The sequence below is a fragment of the Streptomyces sp. NPDC052496 genome (assembly GCF_040679095.1).
GTDB lineage: Bacteria > Actinomycetota > Actinomycetes > Streptomycetales > Streptomycetaceae > Streptomyces.
This window is the reverse complement of record NZ_JBFAUH010000027.1, coordinates 90,366-109,625: the sequence shown is the minus strand read 5'-3', so window position 1 is coordinate 109,625 and position 19,260 is coordinate 90,366. Positions and strand designations below refer to the sequence as shown.

The window sequence follows — 19,260 nt, the reverse complement described above, 5'->3', positions numbered from 1 at the left end:
AACCTCTGGACTTCCTCAACTGTGCTTTGCGGCCCGGGCGGCCCGGGCATGACCCCCGCACCGATGGCACGGTGCGGGACCGGACGGCCCGAAAGAGGACGCCGGAACCGGAGTGGATCAGCGCGGACCGGAGAGGGATCGAAGGACACGAACGACGCGTACGACACGTACGACAGGGCTCCGGCCGGGCCGTGGGACGCGGCGGCGGGCGGAGCGGGTGCCTCGCTTCGGGGGACGGAAAGGAGTGTGGGGCAACGATGGGTTTTGTGGTCTTCCTGGTGATCTGTGTGGTGGTCGCGGCCCTGGTGGCCACGGCGGCGCAGAGCCGCGACGGCGGTGGCCGGCGCAGCCTCGGCAGGCGCGGGCGGGACGGCACCGGCTGGTGGGTGGTCGGTGACCCGGGCGTGGGCGGCGGGCACCGCCACGGCCACTCCTCCTGCGGTGGAGGCTCCTCCTGCGGCGGCGTCTCGTGCGGGGGCGGTGGCGGGGGCGGGCATCACTCGTCGTCCTGCGGTGGGGGTGGCGGTGGCTGCGGTGGGGGCAGTTCCTGAGGGGCGGCCCGGGGCCGGTTCCGCAGGGGTTCCCGGGTGATCGGCGGCCGGTTCCGGGAGCGGTCCGGGAGCGTTGCTGCCCCGTACACATGCAGGGGGCCCATGCCGGTCCGCATATGCGCCCAGCAGGGTCAACGCCCGCTGGGGAGTGGGTTGTTGAACAACTGAACTGAGTGGCCCTCTGAGGGATGGAAACCCGGCGAAGATGGGTAAAAACGCTGTGGGCCCCGCTCGTTTCATGATTCCCTCTCCCTAGAGAATCCCAGTTCTCGGACCCCACGTGGGCACGAGCCGGCAGACAGTCGTACACCCTGATCCCGTCTCCGGGGCAGGCCGGCCCACCATCCACTGCGTGCTTGCGGAGCCGACCCATGCTCACGACCCTGAAAACGGCCTACACCGATACCCGCGCATCCGACCTGGCCTGGGCGCTCGGCCGGGAGCCGCTGCCGGCCCTCGCCGTGCTCGACCTCCAACTTGCCGACGCGCGCGTGCAGTTGAGACTGCTCGGCGCCTCTCACCAAGTGCTCCTGGAGGAGGAGCGCGGCACCTGCTCCGAGACCGTCGCCTGCATACCCGGCAGCAGCACCCCGCTTCCGCTGGGCGTGGCGAAACGCATCGGCGACTGGGAGTACGAGTTCGCGGCCCACGTCGAGACGCTCTCGCAGGGTTCGTTCGCCGGGCGCGCCCAGGAACTGCTCGCCCTGGTCGCCGAACACCCGCTCGGCCTTGCCGGAACGTTCCCGGGCTCACCGCACGCGTTCACCGCGATGCTGGCGCAGCGCGAGGGCGGCCAGGTGCGCTGGCGTACCTGGCACGCCTACCCGCAGGAGGGGCGGCTGGTCGCGACCCGTACGCGGGTGGGCGTCCGGATGGCGGCGGCCATCTGACGGGCGCCGGCGACCGCCCGGCCTGTACCGGCGACCGTTCGGCCTGCACCGATGGCCGCCCGGCCTGCACCGGTGACCGCCCGCCCGGCGCCATCGGCTGCCCTGCCTGCGACGGCGCTTCCCGTGGGCGCTCCTACCGGCTCGCGGGGCCGCCCGCGTGCCCGTCATGCTCCAAGTCGCCCGTGTGGGACGCGTACTACGCTCGTGTGGGTGACATAGGGCCATCCGGCCGTCACGTAGCGTTGCACGACATGATCGATCCGCCTGATCCAGTCCACCGCGGTTCGCCCGTGCCGCCCGAGGCGGAGCGTCCGGCGCGGCTGCCCGTGGCCGCCGGGCTCGGCCGGCTGCTCGTCCTGGCCACCACCTTCGTCTGCGCCGCCTGCGGCCTCGTCTACGAACTCGAACTGGTCGCGCTCGCCTCCTACCTGACCGGCGACTCGGTCACCCAGGCCTCCGTCGTGCTGTCCGTCATGGTCTTCGCGATGGGCATCGGATCACTGCTCGCCAAACGGCTGCGCTGCCGGGCGGCCGCCGGCTTCGGCGCGCTGGAGGCGGTCCTCGCGCTCGTCGGCGGCTTCTCCGCGATGGCGCTCTACGCCTGCTACGCCTGGTTCGGCCAGTCCCGCTCCGTCCTGGTCGCCTTCTCACTGGCCATAGGCATGCTCATCGGCGCCGAGGTGCCGCTGCTGATGACGCTCATCCAGCGGGTCCGCCGTCAGGACGCGGGCGGCGCGGTGGCGGACCTGTTCGCGGCCGACTACGTGGGCGCCCTGGTCGGCGGCCTGGCCTTTCCCTTCCTGCTGCTGCCGGTGCTGGGCCAGCTCTCCGGCGCGCTGCTCACCGGGTCGGTCAACGCGGTGGCGGGCGGCGGGCTGGTGCTCTGGCTCTTCCGCGGCGACCTGTCCGTACGGGCCCGCTGGGCACTGATCGCCGGCAATGTGCTGGTACTGACGCTGCTCGCCGCCGGGACGGTGCTGGTGGCTCCCTTCGAACGGGCCGCACGGGACGCGGTGTACGGGTCGGCGGCGCGGGTCGCGGTCCGTACCGGCGTCCAGGAAGTCGTGATCACGGGCGGTACGGGGCCGGACGCCATGGGCCCGGTCGGCACCGGCGGCACCGGGGCCGCTGCGGACCACCCGGACCGGTCGGGCCGGGTCGCGGACCGGCGCGGGCGGCCCGTACCGCACGACGGGAAGGGCGGCGCCGGAGCCGGCGGGCCGCTCGGGCTCTACCTGGACGGCCGGCTGCGGGCCGGTGCGGCCGACGAGCGCGGGTACCACGAAGGGCTGGTGCACCCCGCGATGGCCGGCGGCCCGCACCGCCGGGTCCTGGTGCTCGGCGGCGGCGACGGCCTCGCCGCCCGCGAGGTGCTGCGCCACCCCGGCGTCACGGACGTGACGATCGTCGAACTCGACCCCGGCGTGGCCCGTCTGGCCCGCACGGACCCGGGGCTGTCCGCGCTCAACGGGCACGCGCTGGACGACCCGCGGGTCCGGGTGGTCGCGGGTGACGGGTTCGAGTGGCTGCGGCGGGGCGGCGCCGCGGACCGCAACGGCGGACCGTACGACGTCGTGATCGCCGACCTGCCCGACCCGGGGAGCACGGCCGGCACCAAGTTCTACTCACAGGAGTTCTACGGCCTCGTGGTCCGCGCCCTGGCCGCGGGCGGGCGGCTGGCGGTGCACGCCGGAGAGCCCGTGTCCCGGCCCCGTACGTTCTGGACGGTCGACGCGACCGTACGGGCAGCCGGTCTGCGCACCGTCCCGTACCGCGTTCCCGGGCGCACCGTGCCCCGGACCCCGCCCCGCGACAGCGCGCCGGAACGCTCCTGCGGAACCGGCCGGCCGGCCGCTCACCGCCCCGCCTGCGGCTGGGGCTTCCTGCTGGCCGCCCGCCAGCCGCCTCGCCTGACCCTCTCCCCGGACACCCCCACCCTCCGCTCCCTGACGCCCGCCTCCCTCCAGGCCGCCGCCCGCGCCCTCGCCGGCGCGCGCATCCCCGGCCCGCCGTCGACGCTGATGCATCCGCGGTACCTGAACTGACACCGGCCCGGGCCGCCGGACCGGCGCCCGTCGGCGGCGCTCCGCTCTCGCTCCCCCGTTCGGCCGCGGGAGAAAATGGTGCCGGAGCGGGCACGTGGGCCGGGGCGGCTGGGTAGGCTCCCATGCCATGGAGCACGAGGTGTACGTTCCGTTTCCCGTCGAGACCGTACGGCAGGCGCTGACCGAGCCGGAGCGCGTGGCGCGCTGCATCCCCGGATGCCAACTCGACGCCGACGCGGACCCCGGCACCCCCGGTGGGCGGCTGCGGCTGCGCATCGGCAGTTCCACCATCACCTACCGCGGCACCCTGACCGTCACCGGCCGCGGCGCCGACACGGTCCTGGTCGAGGCGAGCGGCATGGAGTCGCGCGGTGACGGCTCCGCCGAGCTGTCCCTGACCGTACGGCTCGCCACCGCGCCCGACGACTCCGCCGCCACGGTCCTGCGGTGCGCCGGCACGGTCACCAGCACGGGCCGCCTCGCGGAGGCCGGCGACCAGGCGGCCGGGTCCGCCGGACGCCGCGTCCTGGACCGCTTCGCCGCGAACCTCGCCGCCGACCTCACCGACAACCCGCCGGCCCCCGCGGACAGCGGCCCGCCGGCAGCCTCCCCTGCCGCCGCGTCCGTCTTCGACACCGACGTCCCGCCGCCGTCGCTCGACCCGCTCGCCGACGCCGACGACCAGGACGGCACTCCGCCCGCCGAGGCCGCGCACGCGCGGCGCACGATGATCGGGCGCAGCGCGGAGGAGGTCGACCACGCACCACCGCGTGGCCGGTACGCCCCCGTGCCCGCCCCGCAGTCGGCGACCACTTCCGCCACCCTGCGGTGGGCGGCCCCGGCGGCGGCCCTCGCGCTCGCGTCGGCGGTGGTCGTGGGCCGCGTACTGCGGCGCCGCCGCTGAGCCGGACGGAGCGGGCGCGGGGCCGGTCGGTGCGGGTGCTCCGGCCGGTCGGTGCGGGCGCGGGGCCGGTCGGTGCGGGCGCTCCGGCCGGTCGGGCGGGTGCGAGGCTGACCGGTGCAGGTGCTCCGGTCGGTGCGGGCGCGGGGCCGGTCCGCGCCGCGCGCGACATCGCGCCTGGCGCGCCGCCGTACCGCGCCGGCTCCCCGTTAGGGTCGGACCGTGAGTGACAACGACACGCGAAACGCCACGCCGGGGCAGGTGCGGCTGACCGCCGGCGACGCCGAAGTGACCGTCGACCCGGCCAACGGCTGCCGGCTCGCGAGCCTGCGCATCGGCGGCACGGAACTGCTGCGGCAGGGCGCCAAGTACGGCTCCTTCCCGATGGTGCCGTGGTGCGGCCGGATCGAGAACGGGCGCTTCCGCAACGGCGGCGAGCTGCACCAGATGCCGGTCAACTCCCCGCCGCACGCGATTCACGGCACCGGCCGCAACGTCGCCTGGACGACGGCGCGCGCGGACGCGGCCAGCGCCGCGTTCACCTACGACCTCCTCGACCCGGGCGCCGCCCCCTGGCCGTACCCGGGCCGCGTCACCCAACTGGTCGAGCTGGCCGAGGACGGCGGCTCGCTCACCCTGACCATGGGCGTCGAGGCGAGCGGCGACTCCTTCCCGGCCCAGGCCGGCTGGCACCCGTGGTTCCTGCGCAGTTTGGGTGGGGACGGCCGGGGCGGCGACGACGTACGGATCGACTTCAGCGCCGCGTGGCAGGAGGAGCGGGGCGACGACCACCTGCCCACCGGCCGGCGGATCGACCCGAAGCCCGGGCCCTGGGACGACTGCTTCGGCATGCCGGACGGCGTGGACGTCACCCTCACCTGGCCGGGCCGGCTGGAGCTGACGGTCACCAGCGGTGCCGAGTGGGTGGTGGTCTACGACGAGCAGGACGAAGCGGTCTGCGTGGAGCCGCAGTCCGGTCCGCCGAACGGCCTCAACACGGCGCCGCGCCTGGTCACGCCCATCGAACCGCTGGAAATCTCCACCACGTGGAGCTGGCGCACGCTGTCGTGACCGCCCGGCCCCGGCGACCGGTGTCGGGCCGGGGCCCCGGCCACCTTCTAAGCTCATGCACATGACTGACGACGTACGCGGCGATCTGCTGCAGCAGATCAAGGACAAGGCCGTGGTGCACGGCAAGGTGACGCTCTCCTCCGGCAAGGAGGCCGATTACTACATCGACCTGCGCCGGATCACCCTCGACGGTGCGGCCGCGCCCCTCGTCGGGCAGCTGATGCTGGACATCACCGCCGACCTGGACTACGACGCGGTCGGCGGGCTCACGCTCGGCGCCGACCCGGTCGCGGCCTCGATGCTGCACGCCGCCGCGGCGCGCGGGCGGCGGCTGGACGCGTTCGTCGTACGCAAGGCGCAGAAGACGCACGGGATGCAGCGGCGGATCGAGGGCCCGGACATCAAGGGCCGCCGGGTCCTGGTGGTCGAGGACACCTCCACCACCGGCGGCTCGCCGCTGACCGCGGTCGAGGCGGCGCGCGAGGCGGGTGCGGAGGTGGTCGCGGTCGCCACGATCGTGGACCGCGGGGCGGAGGCGGCGATCGCCGACGCGGGTCTGCCGTACATCACCGGTTACCAGCTCGGGGACCTCGGCCTGGCCTGAGCCCCGTACGGCCGTCCTGGCGCTGACCAGCGCTTATCGCAAACGGGTGGTCGGTTTCACGTGAAACCGGCCACCCCTTTGCGCGCGGGTGGCGTGTAGGGGATGTGGAGCAAACCGCCGCGTCTGGGAAGATGAGCTACGGCGATGTCGTCGCCCCCTGGTCAGGGCCAAGAACGCACACCCGCACATCACAAGGAGCGGACAGATGCCCATCGCAACTCCCGAGGTCTACAACGAGATGCTGGACCGGGCGAAGGCAGGCAAGTTCGCCTACCCGGCCATCAACGTGACCTCGACGCAGACTCTGCACGCAGCGCTGCGTGGTTTCGCCGAGGCCGAGAGCGACGGCATCGTCCAGATCTCCACCGGTGGTGCGGAGTTCCTGGGCGGTCAGCACAACAAGGACATGGTGACCGGCGCCGTCGCGCTGGCGGAGTTCGCGCACATCGTCGCCGAGAAGTACGACATCAACGTCGCGCTGCACACCGACCACTGCCCCAAGGACAAGCTGGACGGCTACGTCCGTCCGCTGCTGGCCGTCTCCGAGCAGCGGGTGGCCAAGGGCCAGAACCCGCTGTTCCAGTCCCACATGTGGGACGGCTCGGCCGAGACCCTGGCCGACAACCTGTCCATCGCCCAGGAGCTGCTGGCCCAGGCTGCCGCCGCGAAGATCATCCTTGAGGTCGAGATCACCCCGACCGGTGGCGAGGAGGACGGCGTCACCCACGAGATCAACGACGAGCTGTACACCACCGTCGACGACGCGCTGCGGACCGCTGAGGCGCTGGGCCTGGGCGAGAAGGGCCGCTACCTGCTCGCGGCCTCGTTCGGCAACGTGCACGGCGTGTACAAGCCGGGCAACGTCGTGCTCCGTCCCGAGCTCCTGAAGGACCTCCAGGAGGGCGTGAGCTCCAAGTACGGCAAGTCCTCGCCGTTCGACTTCGTCTTCCACGGCGGCTCGGGCTCCACGGCGGAGGAGATCGCCACGGCGCTGGAGAACGGCGTCGTGAAGATGAACCTGGACACGGACACGCAGTACGCGTTCACGCGGCCGATCGCGGACCACATGTTCCGCAACTACGACGGCGTCCTGAAGGTCGACGGCGACGTCGGCAACAAGAAGACGTACGACCCGCGCAGCTGGGGCAAGCTCGCGGAGGCGGGCATGGCCAAGCGGGTCACCGAGGCCTGTGCGAATCTGCGGTCCACCGGGACCAAGATCAAGTAACGCCTTTGGTGCTGCGGCCCCGCGTTTGCCCCTTGGGGGAGCGGGGCCGTTGCGTTGTCGGTCTGTTGTGGCTGGGGTTCCTGTTGTCCTCAATCGCCGGACGGGCTTGTGGGTGCGCCGGCCTGGTGTGGGGGTGTGGGGCCTGGTGGGGGTATGCGTTGTGCGCGATGGGTCCGGTGGTGGGGGGCTCGGGGCCACACAGGGGTCACTCCTCGGCACCGTGTACGTCGCCCGGGGCGTGAGGTGAACCCGGGCTCCCGGCTGACCTGCGGGGAGACCCCTGTATGTCCCCGAGCCCGCGCCGTTTGCGGCTATCCCGCCATCGTGGCGAAAATCCCGCCCCCTCGCGCGCAGCGCGAGGAGGCAGGCCGACATCCGGGCCGCGATTCAGGGCGCGTGCAGTGGGGCCACCCCCTACCCCCACGTGAGCCTCACCATGTGGTGGGGGCACACCGGGGTGATCGACAGATTCCCCCCTGCTGTCTCGGCCTCGCCGAACCGGCCTGAGGGGGTGCGTAGGGGGCCATCCCCGCAGGTCAGCCGGGAGCCCGGGTTCACCTCACGTCCCGGGCGACGTACACGGTGCCGAGGAGTTGGCCCCCTGCGCGCCCCCGCCCCGGCACCTACCTATGCGAGCCGCGCGACAGCGCAAAACCTCGCGCGAAGCGCGAGACCAGTCGGTCCCTCCGGGAAGATGGAGCTATGGCCATTCACGAAAACCTGCTCGGGGGCCCGCCCCCGACCGAACTGCCCGACGATCCCGAACCCCGCGAGCTCCTCGCCTCGGGTGCCGCGCCGACGGACGTCGCGGCGAAGTATCCGACCTCCTCGCTGGCCTGGGCGCAGCTGGCGGACGACGCGTTCCAGGCGGGGCGGACGGTCGAGTCGTACGCGTACGCGCGTACCGGTTACCACCGTGGGCTGGACGCGCTGCGCCGGGCCGGCTGGAAGGGGCACGGGCCGGTGCCGTTCGAGCACGAGCCGAACCGGGGCTTCCTGCGCGCCCTGCACGCGCTCGCCCGCGCCGCGCAGGCGATCGGCGAGCAGGAGGAGTACGAGCGCTGCACGACGTTCCTGCGGGACTCGTCGCCCACCGCGGCGGACACCCTCTCGTAAGGCGTGCGAACCCCGCGTCGAGCCCGCGTCGGCCCCGCGTAGGCCCGGCGTAGAGCCGCGCCCCGGCTGCGGGACGCAGTGAACCGAGGGCCGGTCGCGCGAGCGCGACCGGCCCTCGGCACACCCGGCGGCGGCCCCTTGCGCGCCCCCGGCGCAGCACGGATGATGCCAGTGGGCCGGAAGATTCCGTGCCCGAGGGGACCGGGGCTCCGTTTGCCGACGGGAAGGAGCGGACCGCTACCCGGAAGCCGGCAGCATCGAGGAGTTCCTCATGTCGCAGCAGTCCGCCCCACAGGATCAGCCGGAGGCCGCCGAGGCCCGGCGGCCCGATCTGAGCATCGGCAGCACGGGGACGACCCCGTACGAGGATTACGTCCACGCGGACGTGCTCACCCACCTTCAGCATCCGCTGTCCGACGATCCGGGCGAGATGGCCTTCCTGGTCACGACCCAGGTGATGGAGCTGTGGTTCACGGTCGTCGTGCATGAGTGGCACACCGCGGCGCAGGCGTTGCGCCGGGACGACCTGCCGGCCGCGCTGGAGGCGCTGGAGCGTTCGACGTACCAGCTGGAGGCGCTGAACGCGGCGTGGAAGCCGCTGGCGCGGCTGACGCCCGCGCAGTTCAACGCGTTCCGGGGCGCGCTGGGCGAGGGCTCGGGGTTCCAGTCGGCGATGTACCGGCGCCTGGAGTTCCTGCTGGGCGAGAAGTCGGCGTCGATGCTCGTACCGCACCGCGGGGCGCCGCGGGAGTACGCGGAGCTGGAGAAGGCGCTGCAGGAGCCGAGTCTGTGGGACGAGACGCTGCGGCTGCTGGCCCGCCGCGGGTACGGGATCCCCCGCGAGGTGCTGGAGCGCGAGGTGACGGCGCGGTACGAGCCGGACGCGCGGGTCGAGGCGGTGTGGGCCGAGGTGTACGCGGGGCCGCGGGACAGCGAACTGGTGCGGCTCGGCGAGACGTTGACGGACGTCGCGGAGCTGGTGTGGCGCTGGCGAAACGATCATCTGGTGGCGACGCGGCGGGCGATGGGAGCCAAGATGGGCACCGGCGGTTCGGCAGGCGTGGCGTGGCTGGAGAAGCGCGCCAGCAAGAACGTTTTTCCGGAGCTGTGGACGGCGCGCAGCCATGTCTGAGCAGGACGAGCGCGCCGCGGCGCTGGACGCGAAGGACGAACTGGCACCCGTCCGGGACAGGTTCGTCCTGGACGACTGCGTGTACCTGGACGGCAATTCGCTCGGCGCGCTGCCCGGCCACGTACCCGGCCGGGTCGCGGACGTCATCACCCGCCAGTGGGGCGAACTGCGCATCCGCTCCTGGGAGGAGTCGGGCTGGTGGAGCGCCCCGGAACGCGTCGGCGACCGGATCGCCCCGCTGCTGGGCGCCGCGCCGGGGCAGGTGGTGGCCGGCGACTCGACCAGCGTCAACGTGTTCAAGGCGGTGGTCGGCGCGGTACGGATGGCGGGTGCGGGCCGGGACGAGATCCTGGCCGACGAGGCGTCCTTCCCGACCGACGGGTACATCGCGGAGTCCGCGGCCCGGATGACGGGCTGCACGCTGCGGGCCCTGCCCGCCGAGCGGATGGCCGGCGAGGCCGGCCCCCGTACCGCGCTCGCGCTGGTCAACCACGTCGATTACCGCACCGGCCGGCTCAACGACCTGCCCGGCATCACCGCCGCGCTGCACGAGGCCGGGGCCCTGGCGCTCTGGGACCTGTGCCACAGCGCGGGCGCGCTGCCGGTCCGGCTGGACGCGCACGGCGTGGATCTCGCGGTGGGATGCACGTACAAGTACCTCAACGGCGGGCCGGGCGCGCCCGCGTACCTGTACGTCCGCGAGGAGCTCCAGGCCCGCTTCGACTCGCCGCTGCCCGGCTGGAACTCGCACGCCGTGCCCTTCGGCATGGACACCGCGTACGCCCCGGCCGACGGCATCACCCGCGGCCGCGTCGGCACCCCCGACATCCTGTCCATGCTCGCTCTGGAGGCGGCCCTGGACGTCTGGGACGGCATCAGCGTCGAGACCGTACGGTCCAAGAGCCTCGCGCTCGGCGACTTCTTCCTGGAGTGCGTGGACGCGTACGTCCCGGAGGGCCGGGTGCGCTGTGTCACCCCGCGGGAGCACCCGCTGCGGGGCAGCCAGATCGCGCTGGCCTGTGCGGACGCCGGGAAGGTGATGACGGAGCTGATCCGGCGCGGGGTGGTCGGCGACTTCCGCCACCCCGACGTGCTGCGCTTCGGCCTGACCCCGCTCTACACGTCCTTCGCGGACGTGGCGCGGGCCGCGCGGGTACTGGGCGAGGTCGTGGGGTGAACGCCGCGGGCGCCGCGGCCGAGGAGGCGGCGCTGCTCGGCCTCGCGCCGGTGCCGCCGGACGCGACGACGGCGTACGGGCCGCATCCGGACCAGGTGATCGACCTGTACGGGCCGCGGAACGACGGACCGGTGGTGCTGCTGTTGCACGGCGGCTTCTGGCGCGCCGCGTACGACCGTACGCACCTGTCGCCGCTCGCCGCGGAGCTGGCCCGGCACGGGCTGCCGGTCGCCCTCGCCGAGTACCGCCGGGTGGGCGCGGGCGGGGGCTGGCCGCGTACGTACGAGGACGTGCCGGCCGCGGCGGCCGCGCTCGCGCGGCCCGTGGTGGCCGTGGGGCACTCGGCGGGCGGGCACCTCGCACTGCTGCTCGCGGCGGCGCGCGCGCACCGTCCCGGGCCGGACGCCCCGCTGCGGGTCGTCGCCGTGGCGCCCGTCGCCGACCTCGCGCACGCCCACGAGCTGGGGCTGAGCGGCGGCGCGGTGGCGGAGTTCCTGGGCGACGGCCCCGGGCGGGCGGACCGGCTCGCCGCTGCAGACCCGGTACGGCGGCTGCCGGCGACGGTGCCCGTGACGATCCTGCACGGCACCGCCGACCCCGACGTGCCCGTCGAGCTGTCCCGCCGCTACGTACGGGCGGCGGCGGCCGCCGGCGGCCCCGTGCCGCTGCTGCGCGAACAGGCCGGCACCGGCCACTACGCGCACGTCACGCCCGGCACCGCCGCCTTCCGCGTCCTCCTCGACACCCTGCGTAGTACTTGAGGAGGACGGCCGCAGATCCGCTCAGCAGGGGACGACCGCAGGCCGCGCGCTGCATACCGTGGTGTGCGTGAACCAGACGACCCACTCGCAGCGCGACGACCTGCGCTCGGAAGCCCGGCTCGTCCGCGGCGCGCTCGACCGGCTGCGCCAGGACCTGATCGTGGACGCCTTCGCCTTCCGCCCGATGCTGCCCCTGGACGACGCGCGCGTGTCCGGCTGGTCGTGGGCGCCCCAGCGGCTGCGCCGCCATGTGCGCTGGGCCCCGCATTTCGTGCTCGCGGGCGTCGCGGCCGTCGTCTTCCTCGGGGCGACGAGCGTGCTGGCCCGCTCCGGCCCGCTGTCCTTGCTCTTCACGGTGGTCCAGAGCTTCCTGCTCGCCGCGCCGATCGTGCTCACGCTCTTCCGGCCGGTCGGCGCGTTCTGGCTGTCGGGCGCGGCGCTGTTCTTCACGATGGCGGTGTACGCCGTCACCGGGTCCGATTCCGCCGGGTACGAGATCGGCGCCGTCCTCCACATCGCGGTGATGGCCCTGGTCGTGCTCCGCACCCGGCCCCGGCTGGCCGCCGAGATGTGGCTGACCACCATGGCCGCGGGCGGTCTCATGGTGGTGTTCCTGCCGCGGCGGCTCTCGGACGTGGTGGCGTTCGCGGTGTTCACGGTGTTCGTGCTGGTTCCCGCCGCCGCCATCCGCGCCTGGCGCGAGGAGCGGCAGAACGTCGTCGAGACCCGGACCGCCACCGCCGAGGAACGCTCACGGCGCACTCTCCTGGAGGAGCGCGCCCTGATCGCCCGCGAGCTGCACGACGTGGTCGCGCACCACATGTCCGTCATCGCCATCCAGGCCGAGGCCGCCCCGTACCGGGTCAAGGACACCCCGCCCGAGCTGGCCACCTCCTTCTCGACCATCCGGGAGAACGCGGTGGCCGCGCTGACCGAGCTGCGCCGCATCCTCGGTGTCGTACGGTCCGAGGACCCGGACGCCTTCGCCGACGCCGACCCCGAGGCGCCGCAGCCGACGCTGGCCAGTCTCGACTCGCTGCTGGAGAGCGTGCGCAGTGCGGGGCTGGTCGTCGAAGCGGTGATCACCGGCTCGCCGCGGCCGCTGCCGCAGGGCGTCGAGCTGTCCGCGTACCGCATCGTCCAGGAGGCGCTGAGCAACACGCTGCGGCACGCGCCGGGTGCCGAGGCGCGGGTGGAGATCTCGTACGTGCTCGGCGGTCTCGGACTGCGTATCGTCAACGGCAAGGCGAGCCGCCTGGCCAAACCGTCACCGGGGGCCGGGCACGGCGTACTGGGAATGCGGGAACGGGTGCAGATGCTGGGCGGGGAGATGACCGCGGACCACACCGAGGACGGCGGCTTCGAGGTCGCGGCCTTCATCCCGGTGTCGGCGACGCCGGGTGCGGCGGAGGGGAAGACGGCGTGATCCGGGTACTGATCGTGGACGACCAGGAGATGGTCCGGGAGGGCTTCTCGGTGCTGCTGGGCGCGATGCCGGACATCGAGGTGGTGGGCGCCGCCGTGGACGGCCGGCAGGCGGTGGCCAAGGTCGCCGAGCTGCGGCCGGACGTGGTGCTGATGGACATCCGGATGCCGCACATGAACGGGCTGGAGGCGACCCGCGAGATCGTCGCGGCCGACGCGGACGCCAAGGTGCTGGTGCTGACCACCTTCGACCTGGACGAGTACGTCTACCAGGCGCTGCGGTCCGGGGCGAGCGGCTTCCTGCTCAAGGACGCCTCGGCGGGCCAGCTCGCGGAGGGCGTACGGATCGTGGCGAACGGCGAGGCGCTGCTCGCGCCGGCCGTCACCAAGCGGCTGATCTCGGAGTTCTCCAAGCTGGACACGCCCAGGGCACCCACCCAGGAACGCGTCGGCGACCTCACCGAGCGGGAGACCGAGGTCCTGGTGCTGGTGGCCCAGGGACTGTCCAACGGTGAGATCGCCGAGCATCTGGTCGTGGCCGAGTCGACGGTGAAGACGCACGTCAGCCGGATTCTGGTGAAGCTGGGACTGCGCGACCGCACCCAGGCGGCGGTCTTCGCGTACGAGGCGCGGCTGGTCACGCCGGGCGGGTGACGGCCGCCCGGCGCGCCGGGCGGCTCACAGGTGCGCGATGTCGGGTCTGGCCCGCAGCAGGGTGTCGCGGGTGATCACCACGATCTTTTCGTACTCGGCGCGGCTGGCGTCGTCCGGCAGTTTGCCGTCCAGGTCGGCCGTCATGTCGGTGCCGATCACGGCGATACGGCCGTCGCTGAGTTCGAACAGATCGGGGCAGCTGCCGTTGCCCACGCTGCCGCGCTCCTGGGGGGTGGCGCCCAGGCGCCGGGAGATGTCGGGTGCTGTCACCGGCCCTGGACTACCCCGGTGGCGCGCGGCAGTGCGAGCCGAATTGCAGAGGTTTTCCCTTCGGGGGAAAAGCACTACACCTGTGAGTGGGTCACTGCTCGGTGTTTTGCCCGTCGATCAAACGCAGATTCGGCACGGGGGGTGCCGGTGGCTGGGCGTTCGTCTGGGTCAGTGCCTCGTCCACGAGAACGGCGAATTGGTGTTCGTGCGATGCGTGATCCATTTCGGCGCGCATGAAGCGCGCGGATTCCCAGTAGCCGCGGAAGACCGGAGTGTCGGTGATGTAGCGCAGATGGCCGAGCATCTCGCGGTCGTTCGCCATCCCCAGCTTGTGGACGAGCATGGAATGGGAGTAGATCAGGTTGGCGTACAGGTACTGGCGGTTCTCCTTCGGTGACAGGCCCGGTGCGTACGCGGGCCAGACCTCGGCCAGTTCCGGGTCGCCGATGCTCATCTTGAGCAGTTCCATGTGCAGGCGCCGCATATCGGCCTCGGCGCTGCGGTGCAGTTCACCGGCCGACCGGCGCAGCTCGTCCCGCTGCAGCTCCAGTTCGGTGCGTTGCAGCCGCATTTCCGCGCGTTGCAGTTCCAGTTCCTGGCGTTGCAGCGAGGTCTCGTCGCGCTGCAGGCGCAGCGTCCTCGCCATGTAGAACAGCACCAGTACGGCGGTGGAAGAAGCCGCGGCGCCATAAGCCTGGCCCGCATTTCCGCTGCCGGGGGTGCGCAGACCGGGCACCATCGTCATGATCAGGCTGAACAGCACACAGGCTGCTCCGGCCGCCAGGACGACTCCCAGATTCCGCAGTACCGAGATCGCTGTGCGTGGTCCCATTCCGTTCACGGACACCTCCGCCCGCCCTCAGGCGTGAAACCGCGGCGTGCCGGCCTGTGCGCGCCGTCATCGCCGCTCGCCGGATGTGTGCCCAGCCGTAAAGGCGGACAACCGCGGCCCACGGCGTGGCCCGCGGCACACCGGCGCGGAATGCCTCACTCCCGCTCCACTGGTCTTTTCCGGGCGCTCACGGAGCACCGGTGGCGGCAGGAGGTCTCGACCAGTTGGAGCGGTGGGGAGCGCGGACGCCGGACCGGCGCACGCCCCCGGGCGGGGGTCGCTCCCGCCGTACGACGCAGCGGTGGCGTACGGGGAAGTGCGGCGCCGGAGTCCGCTACAGCTCCGGCGCCGCACGTCCGGGAGGCGTGCCGTCCCGGCGCTCAGCCGATGTCGCGGCGCCGCAGTCCTGCCAGGCCCGCGGCCACCAGGACCGCGGTGAGGCCGAGCAGCCACAGGAACGGGGCCGCGGTGGTCTCGGCGCCCGGGAGCTTCGGGAGGTGGCTGAAGGGTGACAGGTTCATCACCCACTGGGGGAGCCGGACGGCCGGGCCCACCCAGCCGATGCCGAGGCAGCCGCCGACCACGGCCCAGGCGGCGGCCGACGCCTTGGGCAGGGCGCCGACGAGCAGCACCGCGAGGCCGGTGAGCGTCCAGACGGCCGGGGTCTGGGCCAGCGCCGCGCCCACCGCGGGGCCGAGCTGTCCGCCGACGTCGCCGGCCGTCAGGCCGTACGTGAGGCCGAGGCCCAGGCCGCCCAGGAGGAGGACGAGGGCCGTGCCGGCGAAGGCGATCGCCAGGTGCCCGGTGGCCCAGCGCAGCCGTCCGACGGCGCCGGCCAGCACCGGCTCGGCCCGGTCGCCGGTCTCCTCGCCGCGCAGCCGCAGCACCGCGCCCGTGGCGTAGAGGGCCGCGACCATGCCGAGTATGCCGGTCAGCGCGGACACGAACGCGTCGGTCAGGCCCTGCTGCCCGCCCATCCGCTGGAAGATCTCGCGGGTCTGCTCGTTGTCGCCGACCAGGCCGGACGCGCCGTCGATGATGCCGCCGAAGACGGCGCCGGCGGCGAGGAAGCCGGCCGACCAGCCGAGCAGGGTGGTCCGCTGGAGGCGCCAGGCCAGCCCGAAGGGGCCGCTGAGGGAGGCGGGTGCGCGGGCCGGTCCCGGGCGGGCGGGCAGGAAGCTCGCGCCGAGGTCGCGGCGCGCGGTGAGGGAGTACGCGGTGACGGCCGTGACGGCCGTGCCGGCGAGGAAGAGCAGCAGCACCCACCAGCGCTCGTCGGCGAACGCGCGCAGGTTCTCGGCCCAGCCGACGGGGGAGGCCCAGGTGAGCGGGGAGGAGGCGTCCTCGGTGACGGCGTCGCCCGCGGCCCGCAGCACGAAGGCCGCGCCGAGCACCGCCCCGGCCAGCCCCTTGGCGGCCCGCGCGCTCTCGGTGAGCTGCGCGGTGACCGCCCCCAGCCCGGCGAAGACCAGGCCGGTGCCGCCGACGGCGAGGCCGAGGGCCAGCGCCCCGTCCGCCGGCCGGCCGGAGGCGGCCAGCCCGGCGGTGACGAACAGGGCCAGCGCCGCGTCGGCGACGAGCGCGGTGAGCAGGGCGGCGGTGAGCGGTGCGCGCCGGCCGACCATGGCGGCGGAGAGGAGTTCCTGGCGGCCGGTCTCCTCCTCCTCGCGGGTGTGGCGTACGACGATGAGCAGGCTCAGCACGCCGGCCAGCAGCGCGGCGATGCCGCCGATGCGCCAGGCGGTCAGGCCGCCCAGGGAGTCGCTGAACACCGGGCCGTAGACGGCGCGCAGTGATCCGTTGGCGGTCATCGAGCCCGCCACTTCCGCGCGCTTGGCGGGTGTGTCGTAGAACTTTTCCAGAGCGCTGCTCATGCTGACGACGGTCAGTCCCAGCAGCACTACCCAGGCCGGGATCATCAGCCGGTCGCGGCGCAGTGCCAGGCGCAGCAGGGTGCCGGTGCCGGCCAGGCCGCGGGAGCCGCCGGTGCGGGTGGCGGCGGGGAGCGTCACGGCAGTCATCGCAGGGCCGCCTTCTGGGCAGCGGAGGCGGCGGCTGCCGTTCCTCGGGCGGCCGGGGTGTCGTCCTGGTAGTGGCGCAGGAACAGCTCTTCCAACGTGGGCGGCGTACTGGTCAGGCTGCGTACGCCGGACCCGCTGAGCGACCGCAGCACCGCGTCCAGCTTGTCGGTGTCCACCTGGAGCCGGACCCGGTGGCCCTGGATGTCGAGGTCGTGCACGCCGGGCAGGGCGGAGAGGCCGTTCGGCGCGCCGGCCAGTTCGGCGGTCACGCTCGTACGGGTCAGGTGCCGCAGGTCGGCGAGCGAGCCGGACTCGACGGTACGGCCCCTGCGGATGATGCTGACCCGGTCGCACAGCGCCTCGACCTCGGACAGCACATGGCTGGAGAGCAGCACCGTACGGCCGCGGTCGCGCTCCTCCTCGACGCAGTCCTGGAACACCTCCTCCATCAGCGGGTCCAGCCCGGAGGTCGGCTCGTCCAGGATGAGCAGGTCCACGTCGGAGGCGAACGCGGCGACCAGGGCGACCTTCTGGCGGTTGCCCTTGGAGTACGTCCGGCCCTTCTTGGTGGGGTCCAGCTCGAAGCGCTCCAGGAGGCTGTCCCGGCGGGCCCGGTCGAGGCCGCCGCGCAGCCGCCCGTACAGGTCGATGACCTCGCCGCCGGAGAGGTTGCGCCACAGGGTGACGTCCCCGGGGACGTAGGCGATCCGGCGGTGCAGGGCGACCGCGTCGCGCCACGGGTCCTGGCCCAGCAGCTGAGCGCCGCCCCCGTCGGCGCGCAGCAGGCCGAGCAGGACACGGATGGTGGTGGACTTGCCCGCCCCGTTGGGGCCGAGGAAGCCGTGCACCTCACCGGTCTCGACGCCGAGGTCGAGACCGTCCAACGCCTGGGTCCGGCCGAAGGTCTTGCGGAGGCCGGACACCGAGATTGCCTTCGTCATGTTTTTGAACGTACGCTTCTTTCACAAATTTGTGAAGTTAAGAAAGCGTATAAAGTTGAGGGAACGTTCCGGGCCGGGGGCACAGGGGAGAGGATGAGACGGTGAGCGAGCAGGCGGAGCAGCACCAGGACCGGACCACCGGGCGGGACGAGGAGGCGGTCTCCCGCTTCGTGGAACGCTTCGCGGCGGAACTGGCCGAGGCGGGCATGCAGCGGATGGCCTCCCGGGTCTTCGCGGCCCTGCTCGCCTCCGACTCCGGCACTCTCACCTCGGCCGAACTGGCCGAGCAGCTGCAGATCAGCCCCGCCGCCGTCTCCGGCGCGGTCCGTTACCTGGTGCAGGTCAGCATGGTCCGCCGCGAGCGCGAACCGGGCACCAGACGGGACCGCTACCGGCTCTACAACGAGCTCTGGTACGAGACGCTGGGCAACCGCGACAAGGTGCTGACCCGCTGGGAGGAAGTGCTGCGGGAGGGCGCGAAGACCCTCGGACCGGACACGCCCGCCGGCGCCAGGGTCGCCGAGACCGTCGAGTTCTTCGAGTTCATGCAGGGCGAGCTGGAGGTGCTGCTGGAACGCTGGCGCGAGCACCGGGCGCAGCGGCTCGCGGAGGACAGCTGAGGCACGGCCGCCGCCCGGCGCCGGCTCAGTCGTGCGGCAGCGTCAGCCGCCACGCGTCCGGGTGCACCGTCCACGTACGGGTCCGGACCGGGCCGCCGACGACCACGTCCGCCCGGTAGCGGAAGTCCGCGCCCGAGACGGTCACCGCCCGCGCCCGGGCCCGTACCGGCGGCCCGGACTCCAGCCAGTGCACGACGACCTCGGCCAGCCCGGTGCCGTCGCCGTCGCCGGGCGTCACCGAGACCCACCGCACCGGGCGGTCCAGGTCGGCCAGCACCACGCCGTCCGCCTCGACCCGCAGCCGGTGGCCCGCCGGACGGGAGCGCCGGCTGCCGGGCGGGCGCGAGGTGCCGGCGGCGGCCGTGAGCCGCGACAGAGCCGTACGGGCTCCACGGGTGAGCCGGGCCCACCAGGGCGCGCGCGGGTCCGGCCGGGAGCCCGCTTCCGCGCCGGCGCGCGGGCCCGGCAGGCGCCGCTCGGAGCCGCCCGGCCGCCCCTGCCGGCCTTCGGGCACCGGCCCCCGGTGCCGCCGCCGCTGCCGGCGGCCCGGCTCGGCCCGCGGTTCCGGTTCCGTGCCGGAGGGGATGTCCAGGCCGCCCAGCACGATGCCGTCACTGTCGTCGGTGAGCAGGTGCAGGCTGTGGTCCGTGCCGTCCAGGACCGCCCGCGCGGCGGCGACGGTGTCCGTCGGCACGCCCAGCGCGCGGGTGAGCTCCACCGTGCCCGGCGCGCCCACCGGCACCACCGCGAGCGCCACGCCCGCCAGATCGCGCTCCTTGTGCAGCAGCGCCACGGCGCGCAGCAGGGCGCGGTCGTCGCCGATCACCACGGGGCGGCGATGGCCGCGGCGGGCGAGCGCCCGCGCGTACTCCTCGGGTCCGTCCGGGAGGCAGATCTTCGCGGCCGCGCCCGCGCACAGGACGTCCTTGGCGATCCGTACGGATTCCCCGTCCGTACTGCGGGCGGCCGGGTCGATGACCACGAGCAGGGGGTGCCCCCGGACCCCGTCCGGGAGAGAGTG

At 73.5% G+C, this 19,260-nt stretch carries 19 protein-coding genes; 14 read left to right on the top strand and 5 right to left on the bottom strand.

The window, feature by feature from the left end; all coding sequences use genetic code 11:
* Positions 1-257: 257 nt before the first annotated feature.
* From AB0L45_RS31035 to AB0L45_RS30975, 13 genes are all read left to right on the top strand, one after another.
* Positions 258-551, top strand: coding sequence for a hypothetical protein (locus tag AB0L45_RS31035; RefSeq protein WP_365845802.1), 294 nt, complete (start codon positions 258-260; stop codon positions 549-551).
* Positions 552-922: 371 nt separating this feature from the next.
* Complete coding sequence (locus AB0L45_RS31030) at positions 923-1,441, top strand: DUF2617 family protein (protein WP_365845800.1); 519 nt, start codon at positions 923-925, stop codon at positions 1,439-1,441.
* A 251-nt stretch (positions 1,442-1,692) separates the two neighbouring features.
* Entirely contained in the window at positions 1,693-3,486 is a 1,794-nt protein-coding gene (locus AB0L45_RS31025) for a spermidine synthase (protein WP_365845798.1), read from the top strand.
* A 127-nt stretch (positions 3,487-3,613) separates the two neighbouring features.
* Positions 3,614-4,390 (top strand): SRPBCC domain-containing protein, encoded by a 777-nt coding sequence (locus tag AB0L45_RS31020; protein WP_365845796.1) that lies wholly within the window; start codon positions 3,614-3,616, stop codon positions 4,388-4,390.
* Between the two features lie 219 nt (positions 4,391-4,609).
* A complete protein-coding gene (locus AB0L45_RS31015) occupies positions 4,610-5,458 on the top strand; it encodes an aldose 1-epimerase (protein ID WP_365845794.1) in 849 nt (282 codons plus the stop codon).
* A 61-nt stretch (positions 5,459-5,519) separates the two neighbouring features.
* Entirely contained in the window at positions 5,520-6,062 is a 543-nt protein-coding gene (pyrE, locus tag AB0L45_RS31010) for an orotate phosphoribosyltransferase (RefSeq protein ID WP_365845792.1), read from the top strand.
* Positions 6,063-6,267: 205 nt separating this feature from the next.
* Positions 6,268-7,290, top strand: coding sequence for a class II fructose-bisphosphate aldolase (gene fbaA / locus AB0L45_RS31005; RefSeq protein ID WP_365845790.1), 1,023 nt, complete (start codon positions 6,268-6,270; stop codon positions 7,288-7,290).
* 702 nt (positions 7,291-7,992) lie between these two features.
* Positions 7,993-8,406, top strand: a complete 414-nt coding sequence (locus tag AB0L45_RS31000; protein ID WP_003979917.1) for a DUF3151 domain-containing protein — start codon at positions 7,993-7,995, stop codon at positions 8,404-8,406.
* Positions 8,407-8,677: 271 nt separating this feature from the next.
* The gene (locus AB0L45_RS30995; RefSeq protein WP_365845788.1) at positions 8,678-9,538 is read left to right on the top strand and encodes a tryptophan 2,3-dioxygenase family protein; all 861 of its coding nucleotides are present in this window, start codon (positions 8,678-8,680) and stop codon (positions 9,536-9,538) included.
* The gene (gene kynU / locus AB0L45_RS30990) at positions 9,531-10,715 is read left to right on the top strand and encodes a kynureninase (protein WP_365845786.1); all 1,185 of its coding nucleotides are present in this window, start codon (positions 9,531-9,533) and stop codon (positions 10,713-10,715) included. Before AB0L45_RS30995 ends, kynU begins: the two co-directional genes overlap by 8 nt.
* On the top strand, positions 10,712-11,476 hold the full coding sequence (locus tag AB0L45_RS30985; RefSeq protein WP_365845784.1) for an alpha/beta fold hydrolase: 765 nt from the start codon (positions 10,712-10,714) through the stop codon (positions 11,474-11,476). Before kynU ends, AB0L45_RS30985 begins: the two co-directional genes overlap by 4 nt.
* 67 nt (positions 11,477-11,543) lie before the next feature.
* The gene (locus AB0L45_RS30980) at positions 11,544-12,902 is read left to right on the top strand and encodes a histidine kinase (RefSeq protein ID WP_365845782.1); all 1,359 of its coding nucleotides are present in this window, start codon (positions 11,544-11,546) and stop codon (positions 12,900-12,902) included.
* A complete protein-coding gene (locus AB0L45_RS30975) occupies positions 12,899-13,555 on the top strand; it encodes a response regulator transcription factor (RefSeq protein ID WP_365845780.1) in 657 nt (218 codons plus the stop codon). Before AB0L45_RS30980 ends, AB0L45_RS30975 begins: the two co-directional genes overlap by 4 nt.
* 24 nt (positions 13,556-13,579) lie before the next feature.
* Here the strand turns inward: AB0L45_RS30975 and AB0L45_RS30970 are convergent, their stop codons facing one another.
* The 4 genes from AB0L45_RS30970 to AB0L45_RS30955 all read right to left on the bottom strand — a co-directional run bounded on the left by AB0L45_RS30970 (position 13,580) and on the right by AB0L45_RS30955 (position 17,619).
* On the bottom strand, positions 13,580-13,825 hold the full coding sequence (locus AB0L45_RS30970; protein ID WP_365845778.1) for a hypothetical protein: 246 nt from the start codon (positions 13,823-13,825) through the stop codon (positions 13,580-13,582).
* Between the two features lie 91 nt (positions 13,826-13,916).
* Entirely contained in the window at positions 13,917-14,588 is a 672-nt protein-coding gene (locus tag AB0L45_RS30965) for a DUF6082 family protein (protein ID WP_365845776.1), read from the bottom strand.
* Positions 14,589-15,037: 449 nt separating this feature from the next.
* Positions 15,038-16,678, bottom strand: coding sequence for an ABC transporter permease (locus AB0L45_RS30960; protein WP_365845774.1), 1,641 nt, complete (start codon positions 16,676-16,678; stop codon positions 15,038-15,040).
* Positions 16,675-17,619, bottom strand: coding sequence for an ABC transporter ATP-binding protein (locus AB0L45_RS30955; RefSeq protein ID WP_365845772.1), 945 nt, complete (start codon positions 17,617-17,619; stop codon positions 16,675-16,677). The genes AB0L45_RS30960 and AB0L45_RS30955 overlap by 4 nt, the downstream gene beginning before the upstream one ends.
* Before the next feature lie 101 nt (positions 17,620-17,720).
* Here AB0L45_RS30955 and AB0L45_RS30950 point away from each other — a divergent pair, with 101 nt between their 5' ends.
* Complete coding sequence (locus AB0L45_RS30950) at positions 17,721-18,239, top strand: MarR family transcriptional regulator (RefSeq protein ID WP_365845770.1); 519 nt, start codon at positions 17,721-17,723, stop codon at positions 18,237-18,239.
* 25 nt (positions 18,240-18,264) lie between these two features.
* Here AB0L45_RS30950 and AB0L45_RS30945 read toward each other — a convergent pair whose 3' ends face one another.
* Positions 18,265-19,221: a hypothetical protein gene (locus tag AB0L45_RS30945; protein WP_365845768.1), complete on the bottom strand. Its 957-nt coding sequence runs from the start codon at positions 19,219-19,221 to the stop codon at positions 18,265-18,267.
* Positions 19,222-19,260 lie beyond the last annotated feature (39 nt).

Excerpts from the sequence above, each read along its gene's own strand:
- AB0L45_RS31020 (WP_365845796.1), top strand. The coding sequence starts at position 3,614 with ATGGAGCACGAGGTGTACGTTCCGTTTCCCGTCGAGACCGTACGGCAG.
- AB0L45_RS31000 (WP_003979917.1), top strand. The coding sequence starts at position 7,993 with ATGGCCATTCACGAAAACCTGCTCGGGGGCCCGCCCCCGACCGAACTG.
- AB0L45_RS30960 (WP_365845774.1), bottom strand. The coding sequence starts at position 16,678 with ATGACTGCCGTGACGCTCCCCGCCGCCACCCGCACCGGCGGCTCCCGC.
- fbaA (WP_365845790.1), top strand. The coding sequence starts at position 6,268 with ATGCCCATCGCAACTCCCGAGGTCTACAACGAGATGCTGGACCGGGCG.
- AB0L45_RS31025 (WP_365845798.1), top strand. The coding sequence starts at position 1,693 with ATGATCGATCCGCCTGATCCAGTCCACCGCGGTTCGCCCGTGCCGCCC.
- AB0L45_RS31035 (WP_365845802.1), top strand. The coding sequence starts at position 258 with ATGGGTTTTGTGGTCTTCCTGGTGATCTGTGTGGTGGTCGCGGCCCTG.
- kynU (WP_365845786.1), top strand. The coding sequence starts at position 9,531 with ATGTCTGAGCAGGACGAGCGCGCCGCGGCGCTGGACGCGAAGGACGAA.
- AB0L45_RS31030 (WP_365845800.1), top strand. The coding sequence starts at position 923 with ATGCTCACGACCCTGAAAACGGCCTACACCGATACCCGCGCATCCGAC.
- AB0L45_RS30995 (WP_365845788.1), top strand. The coding sequence starts at position 8,678 with ATGTCGCAGCAGTCCGCCCCACAGGATCAGCCGGAGGCCGCCGAGGCC.
- AB0L45_RS30955 (WP_365845772.1), bottom strand. The coding sequence starts at position 17,619 with ATGACGAAGGCAATCTCGGTGTCCGGCCTCCGCAAGACCTTCGGCCGG.
- pyrE (WP_365845792.1), top strand. The coding sequence starts at position 5,520 with ATGACTGACGACGTACGCGGCGATCTGCTGCAGCAGATCAAGGACAAG.